The organism is Azoarcus sp. KH32C, from assembly GCF_000349945.1.
Taxonomy (GTDB): domain Bacteria; phylum Pseudomonadota; class Gammaproteobacteria; order Burkholderiales; family Rhodocyclaceae; genus Aromatoleum.
Genome location: NC_020516.1, coordinates 4,464,797 through 4,488,516, shown reverse-complemented (window position 1 = coordinate 4,488,516; position 23,720 = coordinate 4,464,797). Strand labels below are relative to the sequence as shown.

The window sequence follows — 23,720 nt, the reverse complement described above, 5'->3', positions numbered from 1 at the left end:
ACGCGCCAGCGACGGCAGCGCCGGTCGACCGCTCCATAATGCGGCCCTTCCAGCATCAATCAACAGAGGCAGACATGTTATTTCGTGACGGCCGGGAAAGCGAAAACGTCGAGGACCGGCGCGGCGAAGGAGGCGGGGGCGGATTCGGCTTCGGCGGCCGCAGCATCGGCATCGGCACGGTCGTGCTGGCACTCGTCGCAGCCTATTTCGGCATCGACCCGCGCGTCGTGCTCAACACGGCGAGCGTAGCGCCGCGGCCCGCGCAAACGCAGCACGCCGCACCGCGCCCGCCCGCCGAGGACAAGCTTGCGCACTTCGCCTCCCAGGTGCTCGCCGACACCGAAGACACCTGGGGCGAGATCTTCCGTTCGGGCGGCGCACGCTACGAGGACCCGCGGCTCGTGCTCTACACGGGCGCCACGCGCAGCGGCTGCGGAGTGGGTCAGGCGGCGATGGGACCGTTCTATTGTCCCGCCGACCGGAAGGTGTATCTCGACCTCTCCTTCTTCAACGAGATGGAGCGGCGCTTCCGCGCGCCCGGCGACTTTGCGCAGGCCTACGTGATCGCGCACGAGGTCGGCCACCACGTACAGAACCTGATGGGGATTTCGGAGAAGGTGCAGCGGGCGCGCGAGCGGATGTCCGAGCGCCAGGGCAACCAGCTGTCGGTGCGGGTCGAACTCCAGGCCGACTGCTTCGCCGGCGTCTGGGCGAACCATGCCGACCGCACCCGCCACGTGCTGGAGGCGGGCGACGTCGAGGAGGCGCTGGCCGCCGCGACCGCGATCGGCGACGACCAGCTTCAGCGCCAGACGCAGGGCCGCGTGGTGCCCGACAGCTTCACGCACGGCAGCTCCGCGCAGCGCGTGCGCTGGTTCCGCGTCGGCCTCGAAAAGGGCAGTCTCAAGGCCTGCGACACCTTTAAGGTGGCGAACCCCTGACCGGGGTCGAAACCCTCAGCCCGCGAGCTTCGCGAACGCTTCGACGACTTCCGCCGGTGCCTGCACCAGCTCGACCAGAACGCCTTCGCCGCCGATCGGGAACTCCTCGTTGCCCTTCGGATGCAGGAAGGTGATGTCGTAGCCCGCGGCGCCGCGGCGGATGCCGCCCGGCGCAAAACGCACGCCGTTGGCCGACAGCCATTCGACCGCCGTCGGCAGGTCGTCCACCCACAGGCCGACGTGGTTCAGCGGCGTCGCGTGCACGGCGGGCTTCTTCTCCGGATCGAGCGGCTGCATCAGGTCGACCTCGACCTTGAACGGCCCCTTGCCCATCGCGCAGATGTCCTCGTCGACGTTCTCGCGCTCGCTGACGAAGTTGCCCGTGACTTCCAGACCGAGCATGTCGACCCACAAGGTCTTGAGTTTGTCCTTGCTCGGGCCGCCGATGGCGATCTGCTGGATGCCGAGGATCTTGAAGGGGCGCTGCGTCATGGAAATCTCCGCACGGATTGGATTAAGAATTCATAATTATGGCGACTTCTCGTGTCAGCGTCGAGTCGCTGCGGCGGTCCGATACGATTACACTGCCCCTCCCGGATCCCCGAGGCAGGCTGAACGTGACTGCGAGACAGGCTGAAGAACCCGTCGTCCGCCATTTCAACCAGGTGCTCCTGTGGCCGCTGCGGCTGCTGCCGGTCGCCGATGCTTCGGGCGTCCAGCCACGCCCCTGGTGGCTGCTGCAGGAAATGGAGGCGAGCTGCGCGTGGCGCGAAAGCGGCCGCGAGCGGGATCATTTCGGTGAGCGCCACTACCACGAGTTCGTCACCTTCCTGCCCTACGTGCAGCGTTTCCTGTACGGCGACGGGGTGTCGGCCCATTCGGCCGAAGGCGGATACGAGGATTCGCCGATGCGCATCTTCGAGCGGCGCGACATCGTCGCTGCACGCGTCGCGGTGCGTGAAGGCGACGCGCCGGTCAGGCTCGACGTCTCGCAGGTCAGGCTGCATTTCTTCTTCGACGTCGATGTCGTCCTGCTGAAAGTCGCGGTACGCGCGGAAAACCTGCCGCTCTCGGTCGCGCAGGAGCTGATGTACCGCTTCGGGCGCGCCTATCCGTCCGGCTGGGATGCCCACGAACATCCGCTGCACAGTCTCGCGGTCTTCGACTGGCTGGACGCGAACGGCACCGTGCTCGCGAGCACCGACGCGAACGAGCGCGACACCTTCCTCGCCCACGTGCGCCAGCACCGCGCCCCGCGCATCGCCGCACACTGGGCCTTCGTGCTCGATCCGCTCGTCAGCGATCGCTCCGACCGCCCGGGCGCGCTGCGCTACCGCCAGATCGAGTATTACCGCATGCCGCTGATGGCCTACCTCGCGCTCGACAACCCCGCCGCGCTCACCCGCAACGACTTCGTCCGGCTCGGCCTCGTCACCGGTGCACGATCGCAGCCCTCCGCGGCGATGTCCGACGGCCCCTGCGACGAGCCGCCCTTCGCCGAGACGCATCTGGCGGACTTCGAGGAGCGCTTCTGCTACGACCGCTTCTGGTCCGCCGGCGGTGCGGCGCCGCATACGCGCTACCTGTGCAGCGGGCACTCGCTGGTGGTCGTGGGCGATGCGCGCTCGCCGTTTTTCACCAGCCCGGAATTCGGCGTGAGGGCGCAGTTCGGCCACCAGCACTTCTTGCTTTTCCTGATCGCGCATTTCCAGAAGGCGGCGCTGCTGATGTTCTCAGATCGCCTCGTCGAAGCGCTGAAGCGCCTGAATGTCTCCGATCCGGTCAGCGTGCGCCGCTTCAAGCGCGCGATCCGCGGCAGCTTCGAAGGCTTCCTGCGTTTCACGCACCGTTACTGGTTCCACGAGATCGCCGAACAGGCGCAGGCGCGCACGCTCTTCCGCATGACCGCGTCGCACCTCGAGCTCGATCCCCTCTACGCCGAGGTCAAGGAGCGCATCGCCGACATGGACGACTACCTGGCGGGCGACAGCCTGCGGCGCCAGGCCAATACCGTCGTGCGCCTCACGGTCGTCACGGTCTTCGGCCTGATCGGCTCGGTCACGACCGGTTTCCTCGGCATGAACCTCTTCGCCGAAGCCGATGCGCCGATGATGCAGCGCCTCGGGCTGTTCGTCTTCGTCGCCGGCACCACCGCCGCGCTGACGCTCTACACGATGGCGAAGTCGAAGCGGCTGTCGGACTTCCTCGACGCGCTGTCGGACGAGCGCCTGTCGGTGTGGACCAAGATCAAGGCGTTCGCGGCCGTGTGGAAGCGCGGCGGATGACGGCATTGCCCGCGCGCAGATCGACGCGAATGGCCGCTACAATGGGCAGAACGACACCCTCGTGCCGTTCCCGTACCTCAACTCGTGAAGCGTCCAGGCTGAGATAGATCCGTTGTCGGTCGCCGCGCCTGCATCCCCTTACCGCACCGCGCCACGTCATTTTGCGTGGCTGCTGTGGCTCGCACTGCTGCTGCCGATCGGGCAGATGGCGGCGATTTTCCATGCGGTATCGCATCTCGACCGGCAGACGGCCCTTCAGGTCGAGGACGGCGGCGGTCTGCCCGACACGCCTTGCGACCTGTGCCTGATCGCCGCCGCCATCGGCAGCGGCGGCTTGCGCGGTGCGCCGCCAACGCTGCCGGACCTGACGGCGAGCCACGAAGTACCGCAAGCCGCGTTCGACAGCGACTGGCTGCCGTCGCCGGCACGAGCCTACCTCAGCCGCGCACCTCCCTTCTTCGTTCCGCACTGATCGATTCACTCGCCGCCTACCCGCATCGACTGCGGGCGGGCGCGTTTCGACATTCCTGCAGGAACAAGAACCCATGAAGAAGCTCTTGCCGGCGAGCCTCGCGCTCGCCCTCGCCACGCCGTTTGCCGCGCTGGCCCAAAGTCCGCCCCAAACCCCGCCCTCCAACACTTCCTCCGACATCGCCGCACTGCGCCAGGAAATCGATGCGATGCGTGCGGCCTACGAGGCACGCCTCCAGGCGATGGAACAGCGCCTGAAAGCTGCCGAGGCCGCCGTCGCGGCAGCGCCCGCCACCTCTGATGCCGCCGCTGCGGCGCCCGCTGCGGCGCCGGTCCCGAACGTGCCACCGCCGGCCGTCGCCGCGGCGGGCGGCGGGGCCAACGCCTTCAATCCCGCGATCTCGCTGATCCTCTCGGGCCTGTACACGCGCACCTCGAAGGACCCCGAGAATTTCGGCATCACCGGCTTCCAGTTGCCGGGCGATGCCGAAGTCGGGCCTGGAACGCGCGGCTTCAGCCTCGCCGAAACGGAGCTCGGCCTGTCGGCCAACATCGATCCGTGGTGGCGCGGCTCGGCCAACATCGCGCTTCACCCGGACAACGAAGTCTCGGTCGAGGAAGCCTTCGTCCAGACGACCTCGCTCGGGCAGGGCTTCTCGCTAAAGGCCGGCCGCTTCTTCTCCGGCATCGGCTACCTCAACGCGCAGCATGCCCACACCTGGGACTTCGTCGACAACCCGCTCGCCTACCAGGCGATGCTCGGCACGCAGTTCGGCGACGACGGCCTGCAGCTCACCTGGCTCGCGCCGATCGACCAGTACCTCGAACTGGGCGCGGAAGTCGGGCGCGGGCGCAGCTTCCCGGGTACCGATACCTCGCGCAACGGCGCCGGCATGGTCGCACTGACCGCCCATGCCGGCGGCGACATTGGCGACAGCCATAGCTGGCGCGCCGGGCTGTCGCTGCTGCATGCGAAGGCCGATGATCAGGAACTCGACGCGACGGACGCGGCCGGAAACGGCGTCACCAACGCCTTTACGGGCAAGACGCGCGTGTGGGTCGCCGACGCCGTCTGGAAATGGGCGCCGAATGGCAACGCGACGCGCACCAGCTTCAAGCTGCAAGGCGAATACCTGCACGGCACGCGCGACGGCAGCCTTGTCTACGACGTCGGCAACACCGACGGCAGCGGCAACTTCCGCGTCGTACAGTCTGGCTGGTACCTGCAGGGCATCTACCAGTTCATGCCGGGCTGGCGCGTCGGCCTGCGCACCGAGCGGCTCGACGCCGGCTCGCCGGACTTCGGCGGCAGCGCGCTCGCATTCGCCGACAGCAACTTCCACCCGCACAAGAACACGCTGATGCTCGACTACAACCCGAGCGAGTTCTCGCGCGTGCGCCTGCAGTTCGCGCAGGACCGCTCGCGCGACGGCGTCACCGACAACCAGTTCTTCGTCCAGTACCAGATGAGCCTCGGCGCGCACGGCGCGCACAGCTACTGATGCCCGCGTCGGCCCAGGAGAAAACCACCATGAATCGCAAGACCCTGTTTGCACTGCTTGCTGCGCCGCTGGCGCTGCTCGCGAATCCCGCCGACGCTGCGCTCCGCGTCTTCGCCTGCGAACCCGAGTGGGGCGCGCTCGCCGAGGAACTCGGCGGCAACCTCGTCGAGGTCTCGGTCGCGACGACCGCGTTGCAGGACCCGCACCAGATCCAGGCCAAGCCGAGCCTGATCGCGCGCGCCCGCAACGCGGACCTCGTCGTCTGCACCGGTGCCGAGCTCGAGATCGGCTGGCTGCCGGTGCTGCTGCAGCAGTCCGGCAACGCGAAGGTGCAAGCCGGCCAGCCCGGCAACTTCGCCGCGGCCGACTACGTGCGCAAGCTCGACGTGCCCGGGCAGCTCGACCGCTCGCAAGGCGACGTCCATGCGGCCGGCAATCCGCACATCCAGACCGATCCGCGCAACATTGCGCAGGTCGCCACAGCCCTCGGGACGCGCCTGCAGCAGGTCGATCCCGCGCACGCGGCGGACTACGCCAAGCGCCAGGCGGACTTCGCGCAGCGCTGGCAGCAGGCGATGACGCGCTGGAACACCCAGGCGGCGCCGCTCAAAGGGGCGCCGGTCGTTTCGCAGCACAAGGCCTTCACGTATCTCTATGACTGGCTCGGACTCAAGGAAGTCGCCGTGCTCGAACCCAAGCCCGGCGTCGAACCGACGGCCTCGCATCTGCAGGGCGTCATGTCGACGCTGAAGGGCACGCCGGTGCGCATGGTGATCTACGCCGCCTATCAGGATTCGCGCGCGTCCGACTGGCTCAACACCAACGCCGGCGTACCGGCCGTCAAGCTGCCTTTCACCGTCGGCGGCACCGAGGGCGCGAAAGATCTCTTCGGCCTCTTCGACGACACCGTGGCCCGCCTGCTGGCGGCGGGAGGCAAGAAATGAACTGGGGCGCGCTCGACTGGAGCATCCTCGGACCGGCGCTCGTCGCCGGCCTGCTGGTGCTCGCCACGCATGTGCCGCTGGGCACGCAGGTGCTTGATCGCGGCATCGTCTTCATCGATCTCGCGATCGCGCAAATCGCCGGGCTCGGTGTGATCGCGGCCGACGCGCTGGGGATGCCGGAAGGCGGTGTCGCCGTGCAGGTCGCGGCGGTCACTGCCGCGCTGCTCGGCGCGCTGCTGCTGACCTGGACCGAACGGCGCGCGCCGCGCCAGCAGGAGGCGCTGATCGGCGTGATGTTCATCCTCGCCGCCTGCGCGGGCATCCTGATGCTCGCCGGCAACCCGCACGGCGGCGAGCACCTGAAGGACCTGCTCGTCGGCCAGATTCTGTGGGTGAGCACGACGCAATTGCTATGGCTGGCGGGCGTCTCCGTGCTGCTCGTCATCGCGATGGCGCTCGGCTGGGTGCGCCGCCTCGGCCGCTTCGGCTTCTACGGCGCCTTCGCGCTCGCAGTGACGGCGTCCGTGCAGCTTGTCGGCGTGTACCTCGTGTTCTCGAGCCTGATCATCCCGGCGCTCGGCACGCGTGCGCATTACGGTCCGCGGCGCTACGCCGTTGCGTACATCCTCGGCGCGACCGGCTACGCGCTCGGGCTCGCGCTGTCGGCGGTCTTCGACCTGCCGTCGGGCGCGGTGATCGTGTGGACCTTGGCCGCCTGCGCGCTGGTCGGCGCGCTGGCGGCACGCCCCGGCCCCGAGCGGGCGCTGGCCGCTACTCCCAGCTCACCTGCGACGAGAACAGGTAGCCTGCGCCGTAGACGGTCTTGATCAGCTTCGGGCTGTGCGGGTCGTCGTCGAGCTTGCGGCGCAGGCGCGAGATGCGCACGTCGATGCTGCGGTCGAAGGGATCGACGTCGCGCTCGCCGAGGAGCTGTTCGCGGCTGAGGATCTTGTTCGGGCGGCGCACCAATGTCAGCAGCAGCGCGGCTTCCGATGACGACAGCGCGACCTCCGCGCCGTCGGGCTTGATCAGCATGTGGCGCCCCGTGTCGAAGCGCCAGTCGCCGAAGCGCGCAACGGTCCGCTCGACGGGATCCGCAGGCGCCTCCGGGGCGGCCGAGCGCGCGTAGCGACGCAGGATCGAGCGTACTCGGGCCACGAGTTCGCGCGGCTCGAAGGGCTTGACGATGTAGTCGTCGGCGCCGAGTTCGAGGCCCAGCACGCGGTCGGTGACGTCGTTGCGACCGGTGAGGATCAGCACCGCGCACGGCGCGCCGTCCTGCAGTTCGCGCACCACCTGCATGCCGTCCATGTCGGGCAGGCCGAGATCGACGATCACGAGGTCGGGCGAGCACTGCCGCGCGCGGGCGAGCAATTCGCGGCCAGTGCGGAGCGATTCGCTGCGAAAGCCGTAGCCGGATAGCGCGCTGCAAATCAGGTTCGCAATGTCCGGCTCGTCTTCGAGTACCAGGATAAGCGGCGACGAAGTCTCGTGTTCGGTCATTGATCGGGGGCTTCCACGGTGGGGTGGGCGAGTTCGAGGATGGCGTCGAGTGCGGCGGCGAGCGTGTCCTGCTCGAAGGGCTTGCGCAGCACCGGCACGTCGAGCTCGGCGGTGCCGGCGAGCGCGTTGTCACTCGCGTAACCGGTGATCATCAGGATCGGCATCTCGGGGCGCAAGCTGCGGGTACGCGTGACGAGCTCACGGCCGTTGATGCCGCCGGGCATGATCGTATCGGTGACGAGGATCGCGATGTCGGGCACGGCCTCGATCAGGCTCCACGCCTCGACGCCGTCGCCGGCTTCGATTACCGAATGGCCGAGCGCCGTGAGCTGCATGCGGATGATGCGCCGGACCTCGGGTTCGTCCTCGACGAGCAGCACCGGACCGGAGACCGCCCGGGCCGTCCGCGTGTTTGCGCTGGCGGGCTGCGTTTCGGCGGCCGTCGGTTCGCTCGCGCGCGGCAGCACGAAAGTCACCGTCGTGCCGGCCCCCGGCGTGCTGCGGACGCGGATGTTGCCGCCCGACTGGCGCACGAAGCCATACACCATCGCGAGCCCCAGTCCGCTGCCGCGGCCAAAGGGCTTCGTCGTGAAGAAGGGTTCGAAGAGCCGCGGCAAGAGTTCCGGTTCGATGCCGGCGCCGGTGTCGGTGACGTCGATCTGCACGTAGTCGCCGACCGGCAGCTCGACCAGCACCGACAGGCTCTCGGGGATGTGGCGTTCGCTGATCGCCACCGTCAGGTCGCCGCCGTCGGGCATCGCGTCGCGCGCGTTGAGCGCGAGGTTCAGCAGCGCGTTCTCGAGTTGGTGCGGGTCGACGAAAGCATATAGCGGCGACGCCGGCAGGCGCGTGTGTACGCGCACGTTTTCGGTCAGCGAGCGCCTCAGCAGCTGCGCCATGTTGTGCACGAGCGCGCCGACCTCGACGACGTTCGGCTCCAGCACCTGCCCGCGGGAGAAGGTCAGCAGACGCTTGATCAGTTCGGCGCCGCGCCGCGCGGCGTGCAACGCCGGATCGAGATGTTCGGACACGAGCCCGCCGGGCGGCAGTTGCGACTGCAGCGCGGCGAGGTTGCCGATGATGATCGTCAGCAGATTGTTGAAGTCGTGCGCGAGGCCGCCCGTGAGCTGGCCGACCGCTTCCATCTTCTGCGCCTGCACGAGCGCCGCCTGGCTCGCCTTCTGCTCCGTGATGTCGATCGACAGCACGAAGTAGCCCATCACCTCGCCCTGCGCCGACACCTCCGGGACGATCACGCTGCGTGCGTGGACGATGCGTCCGTTCTCGATCGTGCGCGCGTATTCGTAGCTCACCCGTTCGCCCGTCGCGGCGATCTTCAGCTGCTTGCCGACCAGCGGGTAAAGCTCGTCGCCGAACACGCTCCTGATGCTGCGGCCGACGATCTCTTCCTTCGCGATGCCGAACCACTCCGTGTAGCCCCGGTTCGCGAACTGGTAGACCTCGTTGCGATCGACGTAGGCAATCAGCGCCGGGATCGAGTCGATGATGAGCTTCAGCCGCTCCTCGCTGCGTCGCAAGGCGCCGGCGATCTCGTCGATTTCGGCGTTAGCATGCGCGAGGCGCGCGTTGGCGTTCTCGAGCTCCTTGGTGCGCGCCTTCACGCGCGCTTCGAGCTCGGCGTTCTGCTGGCGGATTACCTCCTCGTAGCGGCGCTGCTCGGTGACGTCGGTCCATAGCGACACGAAACCGAGGTTCGGGATCGGCACGCCGCGGATCGCGAGGATCTTGCCGTTCGGACGTTCGCGCTCGACGTAGTGCGGCAGGAAGGCGCGCGCTGCCGCCATGCGCTCCGAAACCAGCTTTTCGAGATCGCCTTCGCCGTATTCGCCGCGCTCTGCGTTGAAGCGCACGAATTCCTCGAAGGGCGTGCCGACGCGCACCATCTTCTCGGGGAAATCCAGCAGGCGCAGCATCGCCTTGTTCCAGGTGACGAGCTTGGGCGTCGCATCGAACACCGCGATCGCCTGGTCGAGCAGGTCCAGCCCGGCGAGCAACAGGTCGTAGCGCCGCAGTTCCTGCGAGGACATGCGCGGCGCGGGTTTCGACGGATCGGGCGAGGGGGCGTTGCGGAGCATCAGGCGAGGGGTCTCCGACAAATTTTGATACGCATTCTAGTGCAGACCGGCCAACGAGTTGACGTGCCCGTAAAGTGGAAATTCATTGCCCGTGCCCCTGCAACTGTCTGCGGAAGCGCTCCGGCGATACTCCGGTCCACGCGACGCACGCGCGGTAGAAGGCCGACGTATCCGCGTAACCCAGCTCCGCCGCGATCGCCGCAACCGGCTGCGCCGTCTTCGTCAGGCGGGCGAGCGCGATGTCGCGACGCAGCGCATCCTTGATCGTACGGAAGCTCGATCCTTCGTCTTCCAGCCGGCGGTGCAGCGTGCGCGGCGACAGGTGCAGGCGGGCGGCGACGTCCTCCTGCGCGAGGCTCGCGGGCAGCGCGTCGCGCAGGAGATCGCGCACGCGCAGCACCATGTCGCGGTCGCGCCGGTACAGCATCGTGATCTTGCCCGGCGCGCCGTCGAGGAAGGTGTTGAGCGCCGCCTCGTCGCGCCGCACCGGCAGGTCGAGCAGGTTGTCCTGCAGGCGCGCGACCAGTGTGCCGGCGTCGAAGAACGAATGTTCCGTATAGACCAGCGCGTAGTCGTCCGCGTGCGGCGGGCGCGGATAGGGGAAGAGCACGGCGTCGAGCGCGAGGCCGCGGCCGACGAGCCAGCACGCGACGGCGTGGATCAGGCGCAGCAGCCATTCGAAGGCGAAGACGCGCGCCGGGTCTCCGCGTACGTCGGCGAGCCGACGCGTTTCCGAGATGCGCAGCTCCGCCCGGTCCTCGCCCGGATTCTCCGCGCGCCGCACGCTCACCGCCATGTCGGGCAGCACGATGCGCAGGAAACGCGCCGCGCGGTCGAGCGCCTCGCCGAGCGTCGCCGCGCCGAGCATGCCGCGGCACAGGAACTCGAAACTTCCAGACCGCATCGGCTGAGCGAACAGCCCGAAGCCCTCGTCGTCGAGCGCGCACGTGATGTCGTTGTAGAGCCGCGCGTAGCGGTCGATCGGAATCCGCGTGGCAGGGTCTGCAAGGTCGATGCCGGCTGCAGCGAGATAGGGCCCCGCGTCGAGCCCGCGCCGGCGCATCCCGGCGAGCATCCCGGTCACGAAACCCATCGCGACAGTCGCACGGCGCCGCGGTTTCTGCGGCATCGGCGCGTGATCGGGAGAGGGGGGCGTGTTCATCTTGGGGCTCGGCGCGTGGGTCGAAAATCGAGTGATGGCGGGATCGACAATTTGGCGGATTTTGCACGATTACCGTCAGGCCGGACAATGGCAAACCCCCGCTCGGGCTTCTACCATTAAGCCCATAAAACACTCACCGGGGGAAGAACCGATATGACCAACCTCAGCGAAGCCAAGAAATTGGCCCCGTACAAGCCGAAGCACAAGGTACGTTTCGTGTCCGCGGCGGCGCTCTTCGACGGCCACGACGCATCGATCAACATCATGCGGCGGATTCTGCAATCGACCGGCGCCGAGGTGATCCACCTGGGCCACAACCGCTCGGTCGGCGACATCGTGAACGCGGCGCTGCAGGAAGACGTGCAGGGCATCGCGATCACCAGCTATCAGGGCGGCCACGTCGAGTTCTTCAAGTACATGATCGACCTCTTGAAGGCCAACGGCGGCGAGAACATCAAGGTCTTCGGCGGCGGCGGCGGCGTGATCGTGCCGTCCGAGATCAAGGAGCTGCATGAGTATGGCGTCACCCGCATCTACTCGCCGGAAGACGGCGCGATGCTGGGCCTGCAGGGCATGATCAACGACCTCGTCGGTAAGGCCGACTACGACCCCATCACCGCCGTGCCTGCGTCGTTCGACGAGATCATGAAGCAGCTCAGCTCCGGCGAGCGTGGCGCGCAACTGCGGAGCCTCTCGCGGATCATCACGGCGCTCGAGAACGGCGCCTACGGCCCCGACATCAAGAAGGCGCTGACCGACGCCGCAGCCAAGATCAAGACGCCGACGCTCGGGATCACCGGCACCGGCGGCGCCGGCAAGAGCTCGCTCACCGACGAACTGGTGCGCCGCTTCCGCCTCGACCAGAACGACAAGCTGAAGATCGGCATCGTCTCGATCGATCCGTCGAGGAAGCGCACCGGCGGCGCGCTGCTCGGCGACCGCATCCGCATGAACGCGATCGAGCACGAGAACATCTACATGCGCTCGATGGCAACGCGCGACACCGGCTCCGAGATCTCCGCCGCGCTGCCCGAAGTCATCGCCGCCGCCAAGCTCGCCGGCTTCGATCTCATCATCGTCGAGACCTCCGGCATCGGCCAGGGCGACGCCGCGATCGTGCCCTTCGTCGACGTGTCGCTCTACGTGATGACCCCCGAATTCGGCGCCGCGAGCCAGCTCGAGAAGATCGACATGCTCGACTTCGCCGATTTCGTCGCGATCAACAAGTTCGACCGCAAGGGCGCCGAGGACGCGCTGCGCGACGTGCGCAAGCAATATCAGCGCAACCGCGAGCTCTTCGGCCAGGCGACCGACGAAATGCCGGTGTTCGGCACGATGGCTGCGCGCTTCAACGACGACGGCGTCACCGCGCTGTACCAGTCGATCTTCCCGAAGCTCGTCGAGAAGGGCCTGAAGGCCAAGCCGGGCAGCCTGCCGAAGGTCACGACCAAGGCGTCCTCCCGCGGCCGCGCGATCGTTCCGGCCGAGCGCGTGCGCTACCTCGCCGAGATCGCCGACACCGTGCGCGATTACCACAAGCACGTGCAGCAGCAGGCCCGCGTCGCCCGCGAGCGCCAGTCGCTGAAGATCGCGAAGGCGCTGTTCGAACAGTGCGGCAAGGAAGCCGGCTCGTTTGCCGAGATGATCGACTGGAAGGACGGCGAGCTCACGCCGGCCGCCAAGAAGCTCCTCGACATGTGGCCGAAGACCAGGGAGCTCTACGCCGCCGACGAATACGTCGTGAAGATCCGCGACAAGGAGATCCGCACCAAGCTGACCTCCGACTCGCTGTCCGGCACCAAGATCCGCAAGGTTTCGCTGCCGGCCTTCGACGATGAGGGCGAGACGCTCAAGTTCCTGATGAAGGAAAACGTCCCCGGCTCCTTCCCCTACACCGCCGGCGTGTTCGCGTTCAAGCGCGAAGGCGAGGACCCGACGCGGATGTTCGCGGGTGAGGGCGATGCCTTCCGCACCAACCGCCGCTTCAAGCGCGTGTCCGAAGGCATGCCCGCGCACCGCCTGTCGACCGCCTTCGACTCGGTGACCCTCTATGGCTGCGACCCCGATCCGCGCCCGGACATCTACGGCAAGATCGGCAACTCGGGCGTGTCGATCGCGACGCTCGACGACATGAAGGTGCTCTACGACGGCTTCGACCTGTGCGCGCCGACGACCTCGGTGTCGATGACGATCAACGGCCCGGCGCCGATCATCCTCGCCTTCTTCTTCAATACCGCGATGGAGCAACAGGTCGCGAAGTTCCGCGCCGACAACGGCCGCGAACCGACCGAGACCGAGTTCCAGAAGATCAAGGAATGGACGCTGTCCTCGGTGCGCGGCACCGTGCAGGCCGACATCCTGAAGGAAGACCAGGGCCAGAACACCTGCATCTTCTCGACCGAATTCGCGCTGAAGATGATGGGCGACATCCAGGAGTACTTCGTCCATCACAAGGTGCAGAACTTCTACTCGGTGTCGATCTCGGGCTACCACATCGCCGAAGCGGGCGCGAACCCGATCTCGCAGCTCGCCTTCACGCTGTCGAACGGCTTCACCTACGTCGAGTCCTACCTCGCGCGCGGCATGCACATCGACGACTTCGCGCCCAATCTGTCCTTCTTCTTCAGTAACGGCATGGACCCCGAGTACTCGGTGATCGGCCGCGTCGCCCGCCGCATCTGGGCCGTCGCGATGAAGAACAAGTACGGCGCGAACGAGCGCAGCCAGAAGCTGAAGTACCACGTGCAAACCTCCGGACGCTCGCTGCATGCGCAGGAGATGGACTTCAACGACATCCGCACGACGCTGCAGGCGCTGATCGCGATCTACGACAACTGCAACTCGCTGCACACCAACGCCTACGACGAGGCGATCACGACGCCGACCGAGGAATCCGTGCGCCGCGCGATGGCGATCCAGCTGATCATCAACCGCGAATGGGGCCTGGCGAAGAACGAGAACCCCAACCAAGGCGCCTTCATCATCGACGAGCTCACCGACCTCGTCGAAGAAGCGGTGCTGAAGGAGTTCGAGGCCATCGCCTCGCGCGGCGGCGTGCTCGGCGCGATGGAAACCGGCTACCAGCGCGGCAAGATCCAGGAGGAGTCGCTCTACTACGAGCACAAGAAGCACGACGGCTCCTACCCGATCATCGGCGTGAACACCTTCCTCAACCCGAAGGGCCAGGCGCAGCAGGAAATCGAGTTGGCGCGTTCGACGGAAGAGGAAAAGCAGGGCCAGTTGAAGCGCCTCGCCGACTTCCACGCCCGCAACAAGAAGGAGGCGCCAAAGTGGCAGGCCAAGCTGCGCCAGACCGTGATCGAGAACGGCAACGTGTTCGAAGTGCTGGTCGATGCGGTGCGCTACTGCTCGCTCGGCCAGATCACGAGCGCGCTGTACGAGGTGGGCGGCCAGTATCGCCGTAACATGTAAGACGCCGCTTCCGGCGGCAACACGAAAACGGCGCCCGCGAGGCGCCGTTTTTTCGTCCGGCTTATGCGCCCGCTGTCGAGCTCACATCGCCTGCGGCAGCGCGATGGGGGGCACGGGCCGGTTCCAGGGCGACTGGGATTCCCATTCGTCGAATTGCATGGTCGGGAAGGGACGGCCGACGAAGTGGCCCTGCGCGGTGTCGCAGCCGAGCGCCTGCAGCTTTTCCCAGTGCGCTTCGGTTTCGACCCCTTCGGCGACGACGCCCAGGCCGAGGTTGTGCCCCAACTCCACGGTCGAGCGCACGATGATCGCCGAGCCTTCGTTCGCGAGCATGCTGGTGACGAAGGACTGGTCGATCTTCAGCGAGTCGAGCGGCAGCTGCTGCAGGTAGGAGAGGCTCGAATAGCCGGTGCCGAAGTCGTCGATGAAAAGATCGACGCCGAGGTCCTTCAGCTTGTACAGCGTCTCGCGCGCGCCGGCCGGATCGTCCATCAGCGCGCTCTCGGTCAGCTCGAACTGCACCGTCTCGGGCGGCATCGCCCAGGTCGCGAAGAGTCCGCTGATGCGCTCGATCAGCCGCGGATCGCGCAGGTCCTGCGCCGACAGGTTCACCGACAGCGGCCGTTGGATGCCGGCCTCGAACCATGCATGGCTCTGGCGGAACGCCGCCTCGAGCACCCAGCGCGTCAGCGGCATGATCAGCCCCGCGCGTTCGGCGAGCGGGATGAATTCCGACGTCGCGATCATGCCGCGTTCCGGATGCAGCCAGCGCACCAGCCCCTCGGCGCCGCAGACTTCGCCCGAGCGCATCGCGACTTTCGGCTGGCAGTAGAGTTGCAGCTCGTTCTGCTCGATCGCGCGCCGCAGGTCGCTGACGAGTGCGAGCCGCCGCCGGCTCTCGGTGTCTTCCGCGCCCTTGTACAGGGAATACTTGCTGGGGCTGCGCTCGGCCTGCACCGCGGCGATCTTCGCCCGCCGCAGCAAGGCGTCCGAGGAGGTGCCCTGGCCGGGGAAGAGCGCGATGCCGATCGATGCATGCGGGTCGACCGACAGGCCGTCGACCTCGATCGGATCGCCGGCCTCGCGCATCGTCCGATGGGCCGCCCGCATCGCGGTCTCGGCGCTCGCGCCGGGCATCACGACTGCGAACTCGTCCTCGCCGACGCGGGCGAGCGCCACCTCGGCCCCGGCGATTTCCCTCAGGCGCGTGCCCATTTCGAGGATCAGCCGGTCGCCCTCCTCGTAGCCGAGCGTGTCGCTGATCTCCTGGAAGCGCCCGACCTTCATCAGCAGCACGGCGAGCGATTGATGATCCTGCTGCGCGCGCAGGATTTCCGCGTCCACGAGGCCGCGCATCGAGGTCCGGTTGGGCAGCCCCGTGAGCAGGTCGTAGTAGGCCATGCGGTGCACGAGCTCCTCGGCCTGCTGATGCCGCGCCCGCATGCGCAGCGTCGCGATCCCGAAGGCGAGGTCGTCCGCCATTTCGCCGAGCAGCGCATATTCGCTTTCGTCGAAGGCATCGGCCTCGCCTGCGAAGATCGTCAGGTTGCCGATCACGTCACCCTCGATGATCAGCGGAAACGCGGCCACCGACGCATAGCCGCGCTTGATGGTCTCCGTGAGGGCCACGGGCAGGTGCGTCGCCTCGATTCTGCTCACATCCTGCGCCACCGCCAGCTTGCCGGTCCGTACGGCTTGGGCGGTCGGGCCGCCTTCCGCATCCGACCATGTGAACTGGCCGAGCTCGAGAAAGCCGTCTTCGAATCCTCGGTGGGCGGCAGGGCGAATCGTCTTCGCGTCGTCGTGTTCGGCAAAGCCGACCCAGGCCATCCGGTAGCCGCCGAGTTCGACGATGACCCGGCACATCTCCTGCAGCAGGGTCTGCTCGTCCTTCGCGCGCAGAAGCGTCCGGTTTCCGGCACTCAGCGTGCGCAGCGCGCGTTCGGCGTAGCTCATGACACTCCCTCCGGGGCGGGTCGCGACCGGTGGCGGTCGACCCCCACGCGGGGCTACAGGAAATACCGCAGCCCTCTTATTGAATCCTAGTGCTGCCGGGCCGACGGCGCAACGGGCCTAGGCCGCCGAGCGCGACTTGATCGCCCCGATCAGCACCGGCACGAGCGACAGCACGATGATGGCGAGAATCACGAGCGTCAGGTTCTGCTTGATCCACGGCAGGTTTCCGAAGAAGTAGCCCGCCGTCGTCAGCGACACGACCCACGCGACCGCGCCGATCACGTTGAACAGCGTGAAGCGCGCGTAGGTCATGCTGCCGACGCCGGCGACGAAGGGCGCGAAGGTGCGGAACAGCGGCAGGAAGCGCGAGATCACGAGCGTCTTGCCGCCGTGTTTCTCATAGAAGAGATGCGTCTTCAGCAGTGCCGCCCTATTGAAGAGGCGCGAATTCTCCCAGTGGAAGACCTTGGGCCCGAGGTAGCGTCCGATGATGTAATTGAGCGTGTTGCCGCCCGCGGCGGCGATCGTCAGCACGACGAGGAGCAGGACGATGTCCATGCCGCCCACCGCGGCGAGCGCGCCCGCGACGAAGAGCAGCGAGTCGCCGGGCAGGAAGGGCGTCACGACGAAGCCGGTCTCGCTGAAGATCACGGCGAAGAGGATCACGTAAATCCACATTCCGTAGGCTTGGACGAGGTCGGCCAAGTATTTGTCGAGGTGCAGGATGACGTCGATGAATTGCGGCAGAAATTCCATGTGCAAGAGTCGTCTGGTGGGCGGCAAAGGATCTCATTTTACCTGACGCGGGCTTGCACGCTCCGGCGGGCGCTGTAACGGCGCCGAATTAACCCTTCCGGCCTTGTGGTGCGACATATGCCGCCCTATAGTGGCGCCCGCTCCGGGGCGCACCCCGGAAAGTTATCGAGATCCCCGAATGTCCGGTTTGTTGCGCATGTTCTGGATGGAGCCGCCGGTCCGGGCGGTGATTCTGCTGACGACGCTGATGGTGTCGGCGCTGGTCGGCGGTACGGCCTTCCTGCTGTACGACCTGCGCCAGCGCGAGCTCGAATACGCGCGCGCCGAGATCGAAAGCCTCAGCCGCGTGCTCGCCGAGCAGACGAGCCGCACGCTGGACGGCGTATCCCTTTCGCTGCGCGGCGCCCAGGAGCGGCTGTCGGACGGCATCGGGCAGCGCCTGGAACTCGACAGCTTTCCAGTGCAGGCGCTGCTCCGGGCGCGTGCCGAAGGGCTGCCGCAGTACAGTTCGATGTTCGTACTCGACGCCAACGGCGAGGTCATGAACTCCACGCTGCTCGGGCGGCGGCCGGGCATCACGGTGGCCGACCAGGACTTCTTCAGCAGCCTGGTCGATGGCAACGCGCGGAAAGTCTTCGTCAGCCGGCTCTATCGCCGGCGTGTCGATGACCAATGGACCTTCTACCTGAGCATGCGGCTCGTGGACGGGGCCGGGCATTTCCGTGGCGTGACGGCGGTTGCCGTGCTGGCCGACTATTTCGAATCCTTCTACCGCCGGCTCGACCTGCGCTTCGGCAAGCAGGTTCAGCTCATCGACGCGCGCGGCCATCTTGTCGCAAGCTTCCCGAGCCGGCTCGACGGGATTGACCAACCGGTCGACGGCGGGCCTTTTCTGGGCGATGCCGGCCAGCAGAAGGCCGCCGAGCCGCGGCTCATGACGGAAACGGCGAGCGGAGGTGAGCGCTTCGTCGCCTATCATCCCGTGCCCCAGTACCCCTTCGTGATCGGCGTTTCGATCGACCAGGACGCCGCGCTCGTGTCCTGGCCGATGGCGGCGAGGCCCATTCTGTTTGGCGCCGGCGCCGTCGCGGCGCTGATCCTCGCCGCCTCCTCCGGCATGATCTGGAGCATGCGCCGACGCGCGACGATGGCCCGCGCGTTGCAGGCGAGCGACGAGCGGCTGCGGCAGATGGTCGAGACGGTGATGGACGCGATCGTCACCGTCGACGAGGATCTCGTCATCGTCCTGTTCAACAAGGCAGCCGAGCAGATGTTCGGCGTGACTGCCGCGGAGGTCGCCGGCAAGCCGTTCGCGCCGATGCTCGCGTCGTCGGCGCAGGCTGCCTACCACGCGATGGTCGGCCGGCGGCGCCGCTCCGGCGAGCGTGAGCGCGCCAAGCTTGGCCGCGCCGAACTGACCGGCCGCAGCGCGGATGCGCGCGAGTTCCCGGTCGACGCCACCTTCTCCGAAACCTGTTCGCAGGGCCAGCGCTTCTTCACCGTGGTGCTGCGCGATCTCACCGAGCGCAAGAACATCGAGACTCACCTGCGCGAAACCAACCGACAACTGCAGGAACTGTCGACCTCGCTGCAGCAGGTGCGCGAAGAGGAGCGGGCGAGCATTGCGCGGGAGATGCACGACGAGCTCGGGCAACTGCTGACCGGCATCCGCCTCGAACTCTCATGGCTCGCCAGCAAGATGCCCGCCGACCGGACGGACCTGCAGGACAAGCTCAAGGTCGTCAAGGGACAGCTCAACCAGACGATCTCCTCGGTGCGCCGCATCACCTACGAATTGCGCCCGCTGATCCTCGACGACCTGGGATTGCACGCCGCGATCTCCTGGCTCACCGACGACTTTTCGAAGCGCACCGGCGTCGAGGTCGTGTCCGACGTCTGCGAGAGCGAGCCCGAGCACGGCAGCGCCGAAGCGACGACGCTCTTCCGCGTGCTGCAGGAGTCGCTGACCAACGTCACGAAATACGCCAAGGCGACCACTGTGTGGGTCGACTACCGTCGCACGAACCGCGACTGGTGCCTGACCGTGCGCGACGACGGCGTCGGATTCGCACTCGGCGATCCGAAGGCGAAGGCCGGGTTCGGGCTCGTCGGCATGCGCGAGCGCGTGCGCCTGCTGCAGGGCTCGTTTACGATCGAGTCCGCGCCGGGCGAGGGGACGGTCATCGATGTCGCGATCCCCGTATCGAACTCCTGATTGAGGTAGGACATGGAAAAACTGAGAGTTCTGCTCGCCGACGACCACGCCATCATCCGCGACGGACTGAAGCAGATTCTCGCCGACACCGAGGACCTCGCGGTCGCTGGCGAAGCGGCCAACGGCCACGACCTGCTGCATCTCGTGCGCGAGCAGGCGTGGGACGTGCTCGTGCTCGACATCTCGATGCCCGGCCGCAACGGGCTGGATCTGATCCGCCTGGTGCGCGAGGAGCAGCCGCGGCTGCCGATCCTGATCCTCAGCATGCACCATGAGGAGCAGTACGCCGTGCGTGCGCTGCATGCCGGCGCGTCGGGCTACCTGACGAAGGAAAGCGACGCCGATCTCCTGGTTCATGCGATCCGGCGCGTCGCGCGCGGCGGCGTGTATGTCAGCGACACCGTCGCCGAGCTGATGGCGCGCGGCCTGATGCCCACCACGAACGAGTTGCCCCATACGAGCCTCTCCGACCGCGAATACCAGATCTTCCACATGCTCGTGATGGGGCAGGGCCTCACCGAGATCGCCAACGAGTTGTCGCTCAGCGTCAAGACGATCAGTACCCACAAGACGCGGATCCTGCAGAAGATGGCGATGGCGAATACCTCCGAACTGATCCGCTACGCCGTCGCCCACAACCTCGTCGAAGCCGGCGACCTGTAAGCCGCTCTTCCGCTTCTCCCTTCCCGTTCGTCCCTACACGGCGCGCCGGTAGTCCCGGCCGCTATCCTTCCCGCATGCCATTTTTGCGTTGCGCGACGCCTGTCGCCGCTATGCGTGGGGAATTTCACGCATTCCGTTAGGAATATTCCTACACGCAAATTAAACCCACGCCTATGCAGCGGTTTCTCCGAATTCGGGACAATTTGCCCATATTCGGTTTAGGGGCAATCCGCCCCTCTCCGGAGAAAAACAAAGTGTCACTGGAGAACTCCGCCATGAAATTCAGCATTCCCCGCCTCGCGCTCGCTGCTGCCGCTTCCGTCGCGATCCTCGTCGCCCCCTCCGCCTTCGCCTTCGACGCCGACGCGGCCAAAGCCCTCGCGAAGGACAACGACTGCTTCAAGTGCCATGCCGTCGACAAGACCAAGAAAGGTCCGTCGTACAAGAAGGTCGCCGAAAAGTACAAGGGCAAGGAAGCCGAGGCCTTCGAAAAGATCCGCAAGAACATCACGACCGGCCCGAAGGTGAAGCTCGAGGACGGCACCGAAGAGGATCACAAGATCATCAACACGAAGGACGACGCGCAGCTCAAGAACCTGATGCAGTGGATTCTTGCGCAATAAGACTTTTGAAATCAGGGGGTAACATGAGAACAATGACAAAGCTGCTGGCGGTCCTCGCCTGTCTCGGCAGCATCTGGTCCGGGGCGGCAACCGCCGCGGACGCGCCCAAGGACATCGTCCTGAAGGGCGATGCGAAATGTACGTCGTGCCACGACGAGGCGGATGCGCCCGGCGTGCTGCACATCGGCAAGACCCGCCACGGCACCCGCGCCGACGGGCGCACGCCGACCTGTACCGACTGCCACGGCGACAGCGACAAGCACGTGAACTACAAGGGCAGCGACAAGCCGCCCAAGCCCGACCGCGTCTTCGGCAAGAAGACCGCGACGCCGGCGTCGGAACGCAATGCCGCCTGTCTGTCCTGTCACGAAACCGATCCGAAGCGCCACCTGTGGGCCGGCAGCGTGCACGAACGGCGCGACGTCGCCTGTACCTCCTGCCACGAGATGCACACCGGTGAAGACAAGGTCCGCGACAAGCGTACCCAGCCGGAAGTGTGCTTCGCCTGCCACAAGGAACAGCGCGCGCAGATCAACCGCCCGTCGCACCACCCGATCCCGGAAGGCAAGATGGCCTGTTCGGACTGCCACAACCCGCACGGCTCGACCGGTCCGAAGCTGCTCGTCAAGAACAGCACCAACGCGACCTGCTACACCTGCCACGCGGAAAAGCGCGGTCCCTTCGTGCATAACCACACCCCCGTCAGCGAAGACTGCGGCAACTGCCACAACCCGCACGGCACGGTCGCCGACTCGATGCTGAAGACCCGTCCGCCCTTCCTGTGCCAGCAGTGCCACGACCCGGCGAACCACCTCGGTGGCATCCCCGCGATCGCCAGCAACATGGCTTCGGGCGTGAGCATCAACGCCTCCAACACCGCGGGCATCACCCAGGGCCGCGCCTGCCTCAACTGCCATACGAACATCCATGGCAGCAACAGTCCGGCGAATGCCTCCAAGGCAATGCGCTTCTGGCGTTAAGAGTCAGGGAGAAGAACCATGCAAGACAATCGAATGTTCAAGCAGACGGTCATCGCGCTCGCGGTATCGCTGGCTTTCCCTGCCGCTTCCGCGTTCGCTGATGAAGTCGACGAACTGATCAACCCGAACGTCGCCGAAGTCGCCGTGAAGGCGCAATACGTGAATCAGGCCAACCCGCTGTATCGCCAATACACGGGCATCAACACGGACGGCGTGCACGGCAGCGCCGACGTGAACGTCGTACAGCGTTCGGAAGCAGGGCGCTGGATGAAGATCGAAGGCCGCGACCTCGGCCTGCGCACGCAGGAACTGAAAGGTTCGGTCGAGCAGCAGGGCGACTGGGCGGTCGGCATCGGCTACAACCAGATCCCGCGCATCGCGCCGGTCGAGGTCAGCACGCCGGTCAAGGGCCTCGGCGACAACACGCTGACCGTGCCGGCGGTGTTCCCGTCCGAAGGCACGCACGAGACGCTGATGACCGAGCGTACGGCGACCTCGCTCACGGCCCGCAAATTCCTGTCCGAGCACCTGCAGGCGAACTTCAGCTTCAAGAGCGAAGACAAGAAGGGCGAGCGCCTGTTCGGCGCCAACGGCCAGGCGATTGCCGGCGTCAACGGCGCGACCGCGGCGACCTCGAACCGCCAGATCTTCCTCGCCGAGCCGATCGACTCGAACCACCAGCAGTTCGAGGCCTCGCTCGACTACGCGACGCGCCAGTACTACCTCTCGGCGGGCTACTACGGCAGCTTCTACGAGAACAAGGCCGGCAATGCGCTCTTCGTAACCTCGCCGACGCCGAACAATCGCACGGGGATGAGCCCGCTGTCGCTCGTGCCGGACAACCACGCGCACGAATTCCAGCTCGCCGGCGGCTACAACTTCTCGAGCGACACGCAGTTCAAGATGAACGTCGGCCGGACCTACGCGATCCAGGAGGACGACTTCATCGACGCCTCGCTGATCAACGTCGGCGGTGGCAATCCGGCGACGATCACGACCCGCAAGGATCTGGGTGGCGAAGTCGTGACGACGAACGTCTTCACGTCGCTGACCTCGCGCATCACCCGCGAACTGAGCGTGCTCGCGTCGTATGCCTACGAGAACCGCGACGACAAGACGCCGCAGGAAACCTACCTGATCGACTACGCGCACGGCGGCGCCGCAGTGCCGAACAACCCCGAGTCGCAGAAGACGCAGCGCGCCAAGGTCGAGGCGAGCTACCGTCTGCCGATGGGCTACAACCTGACGGCCGGCTACGACTATGACTATCGCGTGTACGAAGGCATGGACGAGCTGTACCGCGACAAGATCCAGGAAGGCACCTGGCGGCTGGACCTGCGCAAGTCGCTGAGCGATACCGTGAACGGCAGCATCACCGTGTCGCACAGCAACCGCGACGGTTCGCGCTGGGGCACGACGCCGGTGACGGTCCTCGTCCCGGGCGGCCTGGCGGTCGGCGAGCACTGGACGGCGCCGACACAGTTCTCCAACCGCGAACGCGACAAGGCCCGCCTGCTGCTCGATTGGCTGCCGACCAATGCGCTGTCGCTGCAGATGTCCTACGAATACGCGCAGGACAACTACGACACGCGCATCAACGACATCGGCCTGAACCACGGCCGCTCGCAGCTGCTCGCCTTCGATGCCTCCTACCGCATCGACGACAACTGGAAGACCTCCGCGTGGTATTCGGTCGGCAAGAACGAGATCGGACAGCATTCGCAGCAGAGCACCTTCGGCTCCAAGTGCGACGGTTCGGGCACGACGGCGGCGCAGAAGCGGACGAATACCTGCGTGCCCTGGGCTTCGAGCCTGAACCTGACCTCGCAGTCGGTCGGTGCGGGCTTCGACGGACGGCTGAGTGCGAAGTGGTCGGTGGGCGGGCAGTATCTCTTCAGCCGGGACGTGAACGAGTACGACATCAGCATCACCGACGTCGGCGCGTCCTCGCCGGTCGCGGTCGGCGCCGGAATCCTGCCGGACACGAAGTACCTGCAGAACACCGTGCGGCTGTTCGCGAAGTACGCCGTCACCAAGGCGACCGGCGTGCGCCTGGACTACGTCTGGGACAAGCGTGAGCTGGACGATTACACCTGGAACAGCTGGCGCTACTCGGACGGCACCCGCGTCTTTCAGAAGCCCGACCAGATCACCCACGTGATCGGCGTCACCCTGTCGCACGCCTTCTGAC

The 23,720-nt window shown here is 66.5% G+C and carries 18 protein-coding genes; 12 read left to right on the top strand and 6 right to left on the bottom strand.

The genetic code is table 11. The features are described from left to right. Positions 1-74: 74 nt before the first annotated feature. The gene (locus AZKH_RS20095) at positions 75-941 is read left to right on the top strand and encodes a neutral zinc metallopeptidase (RefSeq protein WP_015437633.1); all 867 of its coding nucleotides are present in this window, start codon (positions 75-77) and stop codon (positions 939-941) included. A gap of 15 nt (positions 942-956) precedes the next feature. On the opposite strand, the gene AZKH_RS20090 is transcribed toward AZKH_RS20095, so the two are convergent. Further along, entirely contained in the window at positions 957-1,433 is a 477-nt protein-coding gene (locus AZKH_RS20090) for a VOC family protein (RefSeq protein ID WP_015437632.1), read from the bottom strand. A gap of 125 nt (positions 1,434-1,558) precedes the next feature. Between AZKH_RS20090 and AZKH_RS20085 the strand changes: the two genes are divergently transcribed. The 5 genes from AZKH_RS20085 (at position 1,559) to AZKH_RS20065 (ending at position 6,970) form a co-directional block, all read left to right on the top strand. Further along, the gene (locus AZKH_RS20085) at positions 1,559-3,226 is read left to right on the top strand and encodes a hypothetical protein (RefSeq protein ID WP_041656435.1); all 1,668 of its coding nucleotides are present in this window, start codon (positions 1,559-1,561) and stop codon (positions 3,224-3,226) included. Positions 3,227-3,338: 112 nt separating this feature from the next. After that, the gene (locus tag AZKH_RS20080; RefSeq protein ID WP_015437630.1) at positions 3,339-3,698 is read left to right on the top strand and encodes a hypothetical protein; all 360 of its coding nucleotides are present in this window, start codon (positions 3,339-3,341) and stop codon (positions 3,696-3,698) included. Positions 3,699-3,771: 73 nt separating this feature from the next. Then, complete coding sequence (locus AZKH_RS20075) at positions 3,772-5,199, top strand: hypothetical protein (protein WP_015437629.1); 1,428 nt, start codon at positions 3,772-3,774, stop codon at positions 5,197-5,199. 29 nt (positions 5,200-5,228) lie between these two features. Beyond that, entirely contained in the window at positions 5,229-6,143 is a 915-nt protein-coding gene (locus tag AZKH_RS20070) for a metal ABC transporter solute-binding protein, Zn/Mn family (protein ID WP_041656434.1), read from the top strand. After that, on the top strand, positions 6,140-6,970 hold the full coding sequence (locus AZKH_RS20065; protein ID WP_015437627.1) for a metal ABC transporter permease: 831 nt from the start codon (positions 6,140-6,142) through the stop codon (positions 6,968-6,970). The genes AZKH_RS20070 and AZKH_RS20065 overlap by 4 nt, the downstream gene beginning before the upstream one ends. On the opposite strand, the gene AZKH_RS20060 is transcribed toward AZKH_RS20065, so the two are convergent. The 3 genes from AZKH_RS20060 to AZKH_RS20050 all read right to left on the bottom strand — a co-directional run bounded on the left by AZKH_RS20060 (position 6,915) and on the right by AZKH_RS20050 (position 10,904). Further along, positions 6,915-7,646, bottom strand: a complete 732-nt coding sequence (locus AZKH_RS20060; protein WP_015437626.1) for a response regulator transcription factor — start codon at positions 7,644-7,646, stop codon at positions 6,915-6,917. The genes AZKH_RS20065 and AZKH_RS20060 overlap by 56 nt on opposite strands. Continuing rightward, on the bottom strand, positions 7,643-9,742 hold the full coding sequence (locus AZKH_RS20055; protein ID WP_015437625.1) for a PAS-domain containing protein: 2,100 nt from the start codon (positions 9,740-9,742) through the stop codon (positions 7,643-7,645). The genes AZKH_RS20060 and AZKH_RS20055 overlap by 4 nt, the downstream gene beginning before the upstream one ends. 82 nt (positions 9,743-9,824) lie before the next feature. Next, entirely contained in the window at positions 9,825-10,904 is a 1,080-nt protein-coding gene (locus tag AZKH_RS20050) for an AraC family transcriptional regulator (RefSeq protein WP_015437624.1), read from the bottom strand. 153 nt (positions 10,905-11,057) lie between these two features. On the opposite strand from AZKH_RS20050, the gene icmF reads away from it, so the two are divergent. Then, positions 11,058-14,336 (top strand): fused isobutyryl-CoA mutase/GTPase IcmF, encoded by a 3,279-nt coding sequence (icmF, locus tag AZKH_RS20045; RefSeq protein ID WP_015437623.1) that lies wholly within the window; start codon positions 11,058-11,060, stop codon positions 14,334-14,336. An 81-nt stretch (positions 14,337-14,417) separates the two neighbouring features. Here icmF and AZKH_RS20040 read toward each other — a convergent pair whose 3' ends face one another. Further along, complete coding sequence (locus AZKH_RS20040; RefSeq protein ID WP_015437622.1) at positions 14,418-16,292, bottom strand: bifunctional diguanylate cyclase/phosphodiesterase; 1,875 nt, start codon at positions 16,290-16,292, stop codon at positions 14,418-14,420. Between the two features lie 117 nt (positions 16,293-16,409). Beyond that, positions 16,410-17,048: a DedA family protein gene (locus AZKH_RS20035; protein ID WP_015437621.1), complete on the bottom strand. Its 639-nt coding sequence runs from the start codon at positions 17,046-17,048 to the stop codon at positions 16,410-16,412. A 178-nt stretch (positions 17,049-17,226) separates the two neighbouring features. Here AZKH_RS20035 and AZKH_RS20030 point away from each other — a divergent pair, with 178 nt between their 5' ends. The 5 genes from AZKH_RS20030 (at position 17,227) to AZKH_RS20010 (ending at position 23,719) form a co-directional block, all read left to right on the top strand. Next, positions 17,227-19,263, top strand: a complete 2,037-nt coding sequence (locus AZKH_RS20030; protein WP_041656432.1) for a cache domain-containing protein — start codon at positions 17,227-17,229, stop codon at positions 19,261-19,263. 12 nt (positions 19,264-19,275) lie between these two features. After that, a complete protein-coding gene (locus AZKH_RS20025; RefSeq protein ID WP_015437619.1) occupies positions 19,276-19,926 on the top strand; it encodes a response regulator transcription factor in 651 nt (216 codons plus the stop codon). A gap of 275 nt (positions 19,927-20,201) precedes the next feature. Then, on the top strand, positions 20,202-20,549 hold the full coding sequence (locus tag AZKH_RS20020) for a c-type cytochrome (RefSeq protein WP_015437618.1): 348 nt from the start codon (positions 20,202-20,204) through the stop codon (positions 20,547-20,549). Positions 20,550-20,581: 32 nt separating this feature from the next. Next, the gene (locus AZKH_RS20015) at positions 20,582-21,529 is read left to right on the top strand and encodes a DmsE family decaheme c-type cytochrome (RefSeq protein WP_015437617.1); all 948 of its coding nucleotides are present in this window, start codon (positions 20,582-20,584) and stop codon (positions 21,527-21,529) included. 18 nt (positions 21,530-21,547) lie between these two features. After that, a complete protein-coding gene (locus AZKH_RS20010) occupies positions 21,548-23,719 on the top strand; it encodes an MtrB/PioB family decaheme-associated outer membrane protein (protein WP_015437616.1) in 2,172 nt (723 codons plus the stop codon). Position 23,720: the final 1 nt, after the last annotated feature.

What these genes read in the sequence shown, in the direction of transcription:
- AZKH_RS20095 (WP_015437633.1), top strand. Translation starts at nt 75, where the DNA reads ATGTTATTTCGTGACGGCCGGGAAAGCGAAAACGTCGAGGACCGGCGC.
- AZKH_RS20090 (WP_015437632.1), bottom strand. Translation starts at nt 1,433, where the DNA reads ATGACGCAGCGCCCCTTCAAGATCCTCGGCATCCAGCAGATCGCCATC.
- AZKH_RS20075 (WP_015437629.1), top strand. Translation starts at nt 3,772, where the DNA reads ATGAAGAAGCTCTTGCCGGCGAGCCTCGCGCTCGCCCTCGCCACGCCG.
- AZKH_RS20070 (WP_041656434.1), top strand. Translation starts at nt 5,229, where the DNA reads ATGAATCGCAAGACCCTGTTTGCACTGCTTGCTGCGCCGCTGGCGCTG.
- AZKH_RS20065 (WP_015437627.1), top strand. Translation starts at nt 6,140, where the DNA reads ATGAACTGGGGCGCGCTCGACTGGAGCATCCTCGGACCGGCGCTCGTC.
- AZKH_RS20060 (WP_015437626.1), bottom strand. Translation starts at nt 7,646, where the DNA reads ATGACCGAACACGAGACTTCGTCGCCGCTTATCCTGGTACTCGAAGAC.
- AZKH_RS20055 (WP_015437625.1), bottom strand. Translation starts at nt 9,742, where the DNA reads ATGCTCCGCAACGCCCCCTCGCCCGATCCGTCGAAACCCGCGCCGCGC.
- AZKH_RS20050 (WP_015437624.1), bottom strand. Translation starts at nt 10,904, where the DNA reads ATGAACACGCCCCCCTCTCCCGATCACGCGCCGATGCCGCAGAAACCG.
- icmF (WP_015437623.1), top strand. Translation starts at nt 11,058, where the DNA reads ATGACCAACCTCAGCGAAGCCAAGAAATTGGCCCCGTACAAGCCGAAG.
- AZKH_RS20040 (WP_015437622.1), bottom strand. Translation starts at nt 16,292, where the DNA reads ATGAGCTACGCCGAACGCGCGCTGCGCACGCTGAGTGCCGGAAACCGG.
- AZKH_RS20035 (WP_015437621.1), bottom strand. Translation starts at nt 17,048, where the DNA reads ATGGAATTTCTGCCGCAATTCATCGACGTCATCCTGCACCTCGACAAA.
- AZKH_RS20030 (WP_041656432.1), top strand. Translation starts at nt 17,227, where the DNA reads ATGTCCGGTTTGTTGCGCATGTTCTGGATGGAGCCGCCGGTCCGGGCG.
- AZKH_RS20025 (WP_015437619.1), top strand. Translation starts at nt 19,276, where the DNA reads ATGGAAAAACTGAGAGTTCTGCTCGCCGACGACCACGCCATCATCCGC.
- AZKH_RS20020 (WP_015437618.1), top strand. Translation starts at nt 20,202, where the DNA reads ATGAAATTCAGCATTCCCCGCCTCGCGCTCGCTGCTGCCGCTTCCGTC.
- AZKH_RS20015 (WP_015437617.1), top strand. Translation starts at nt 20,582, where the DNA reads ATGACAAAGCTGCTGGCGGTCCTCGCCTGTCTCGGCAGCATCTGGTCC.
- AZKH_RS20010 (WP_015437616.1), top strand. Translation starts at nt 21,548, where the DNA reads ATGCAAGACAATCGAATGTTCAAGCAGACGGTCATCGCGCTCGCGGTA.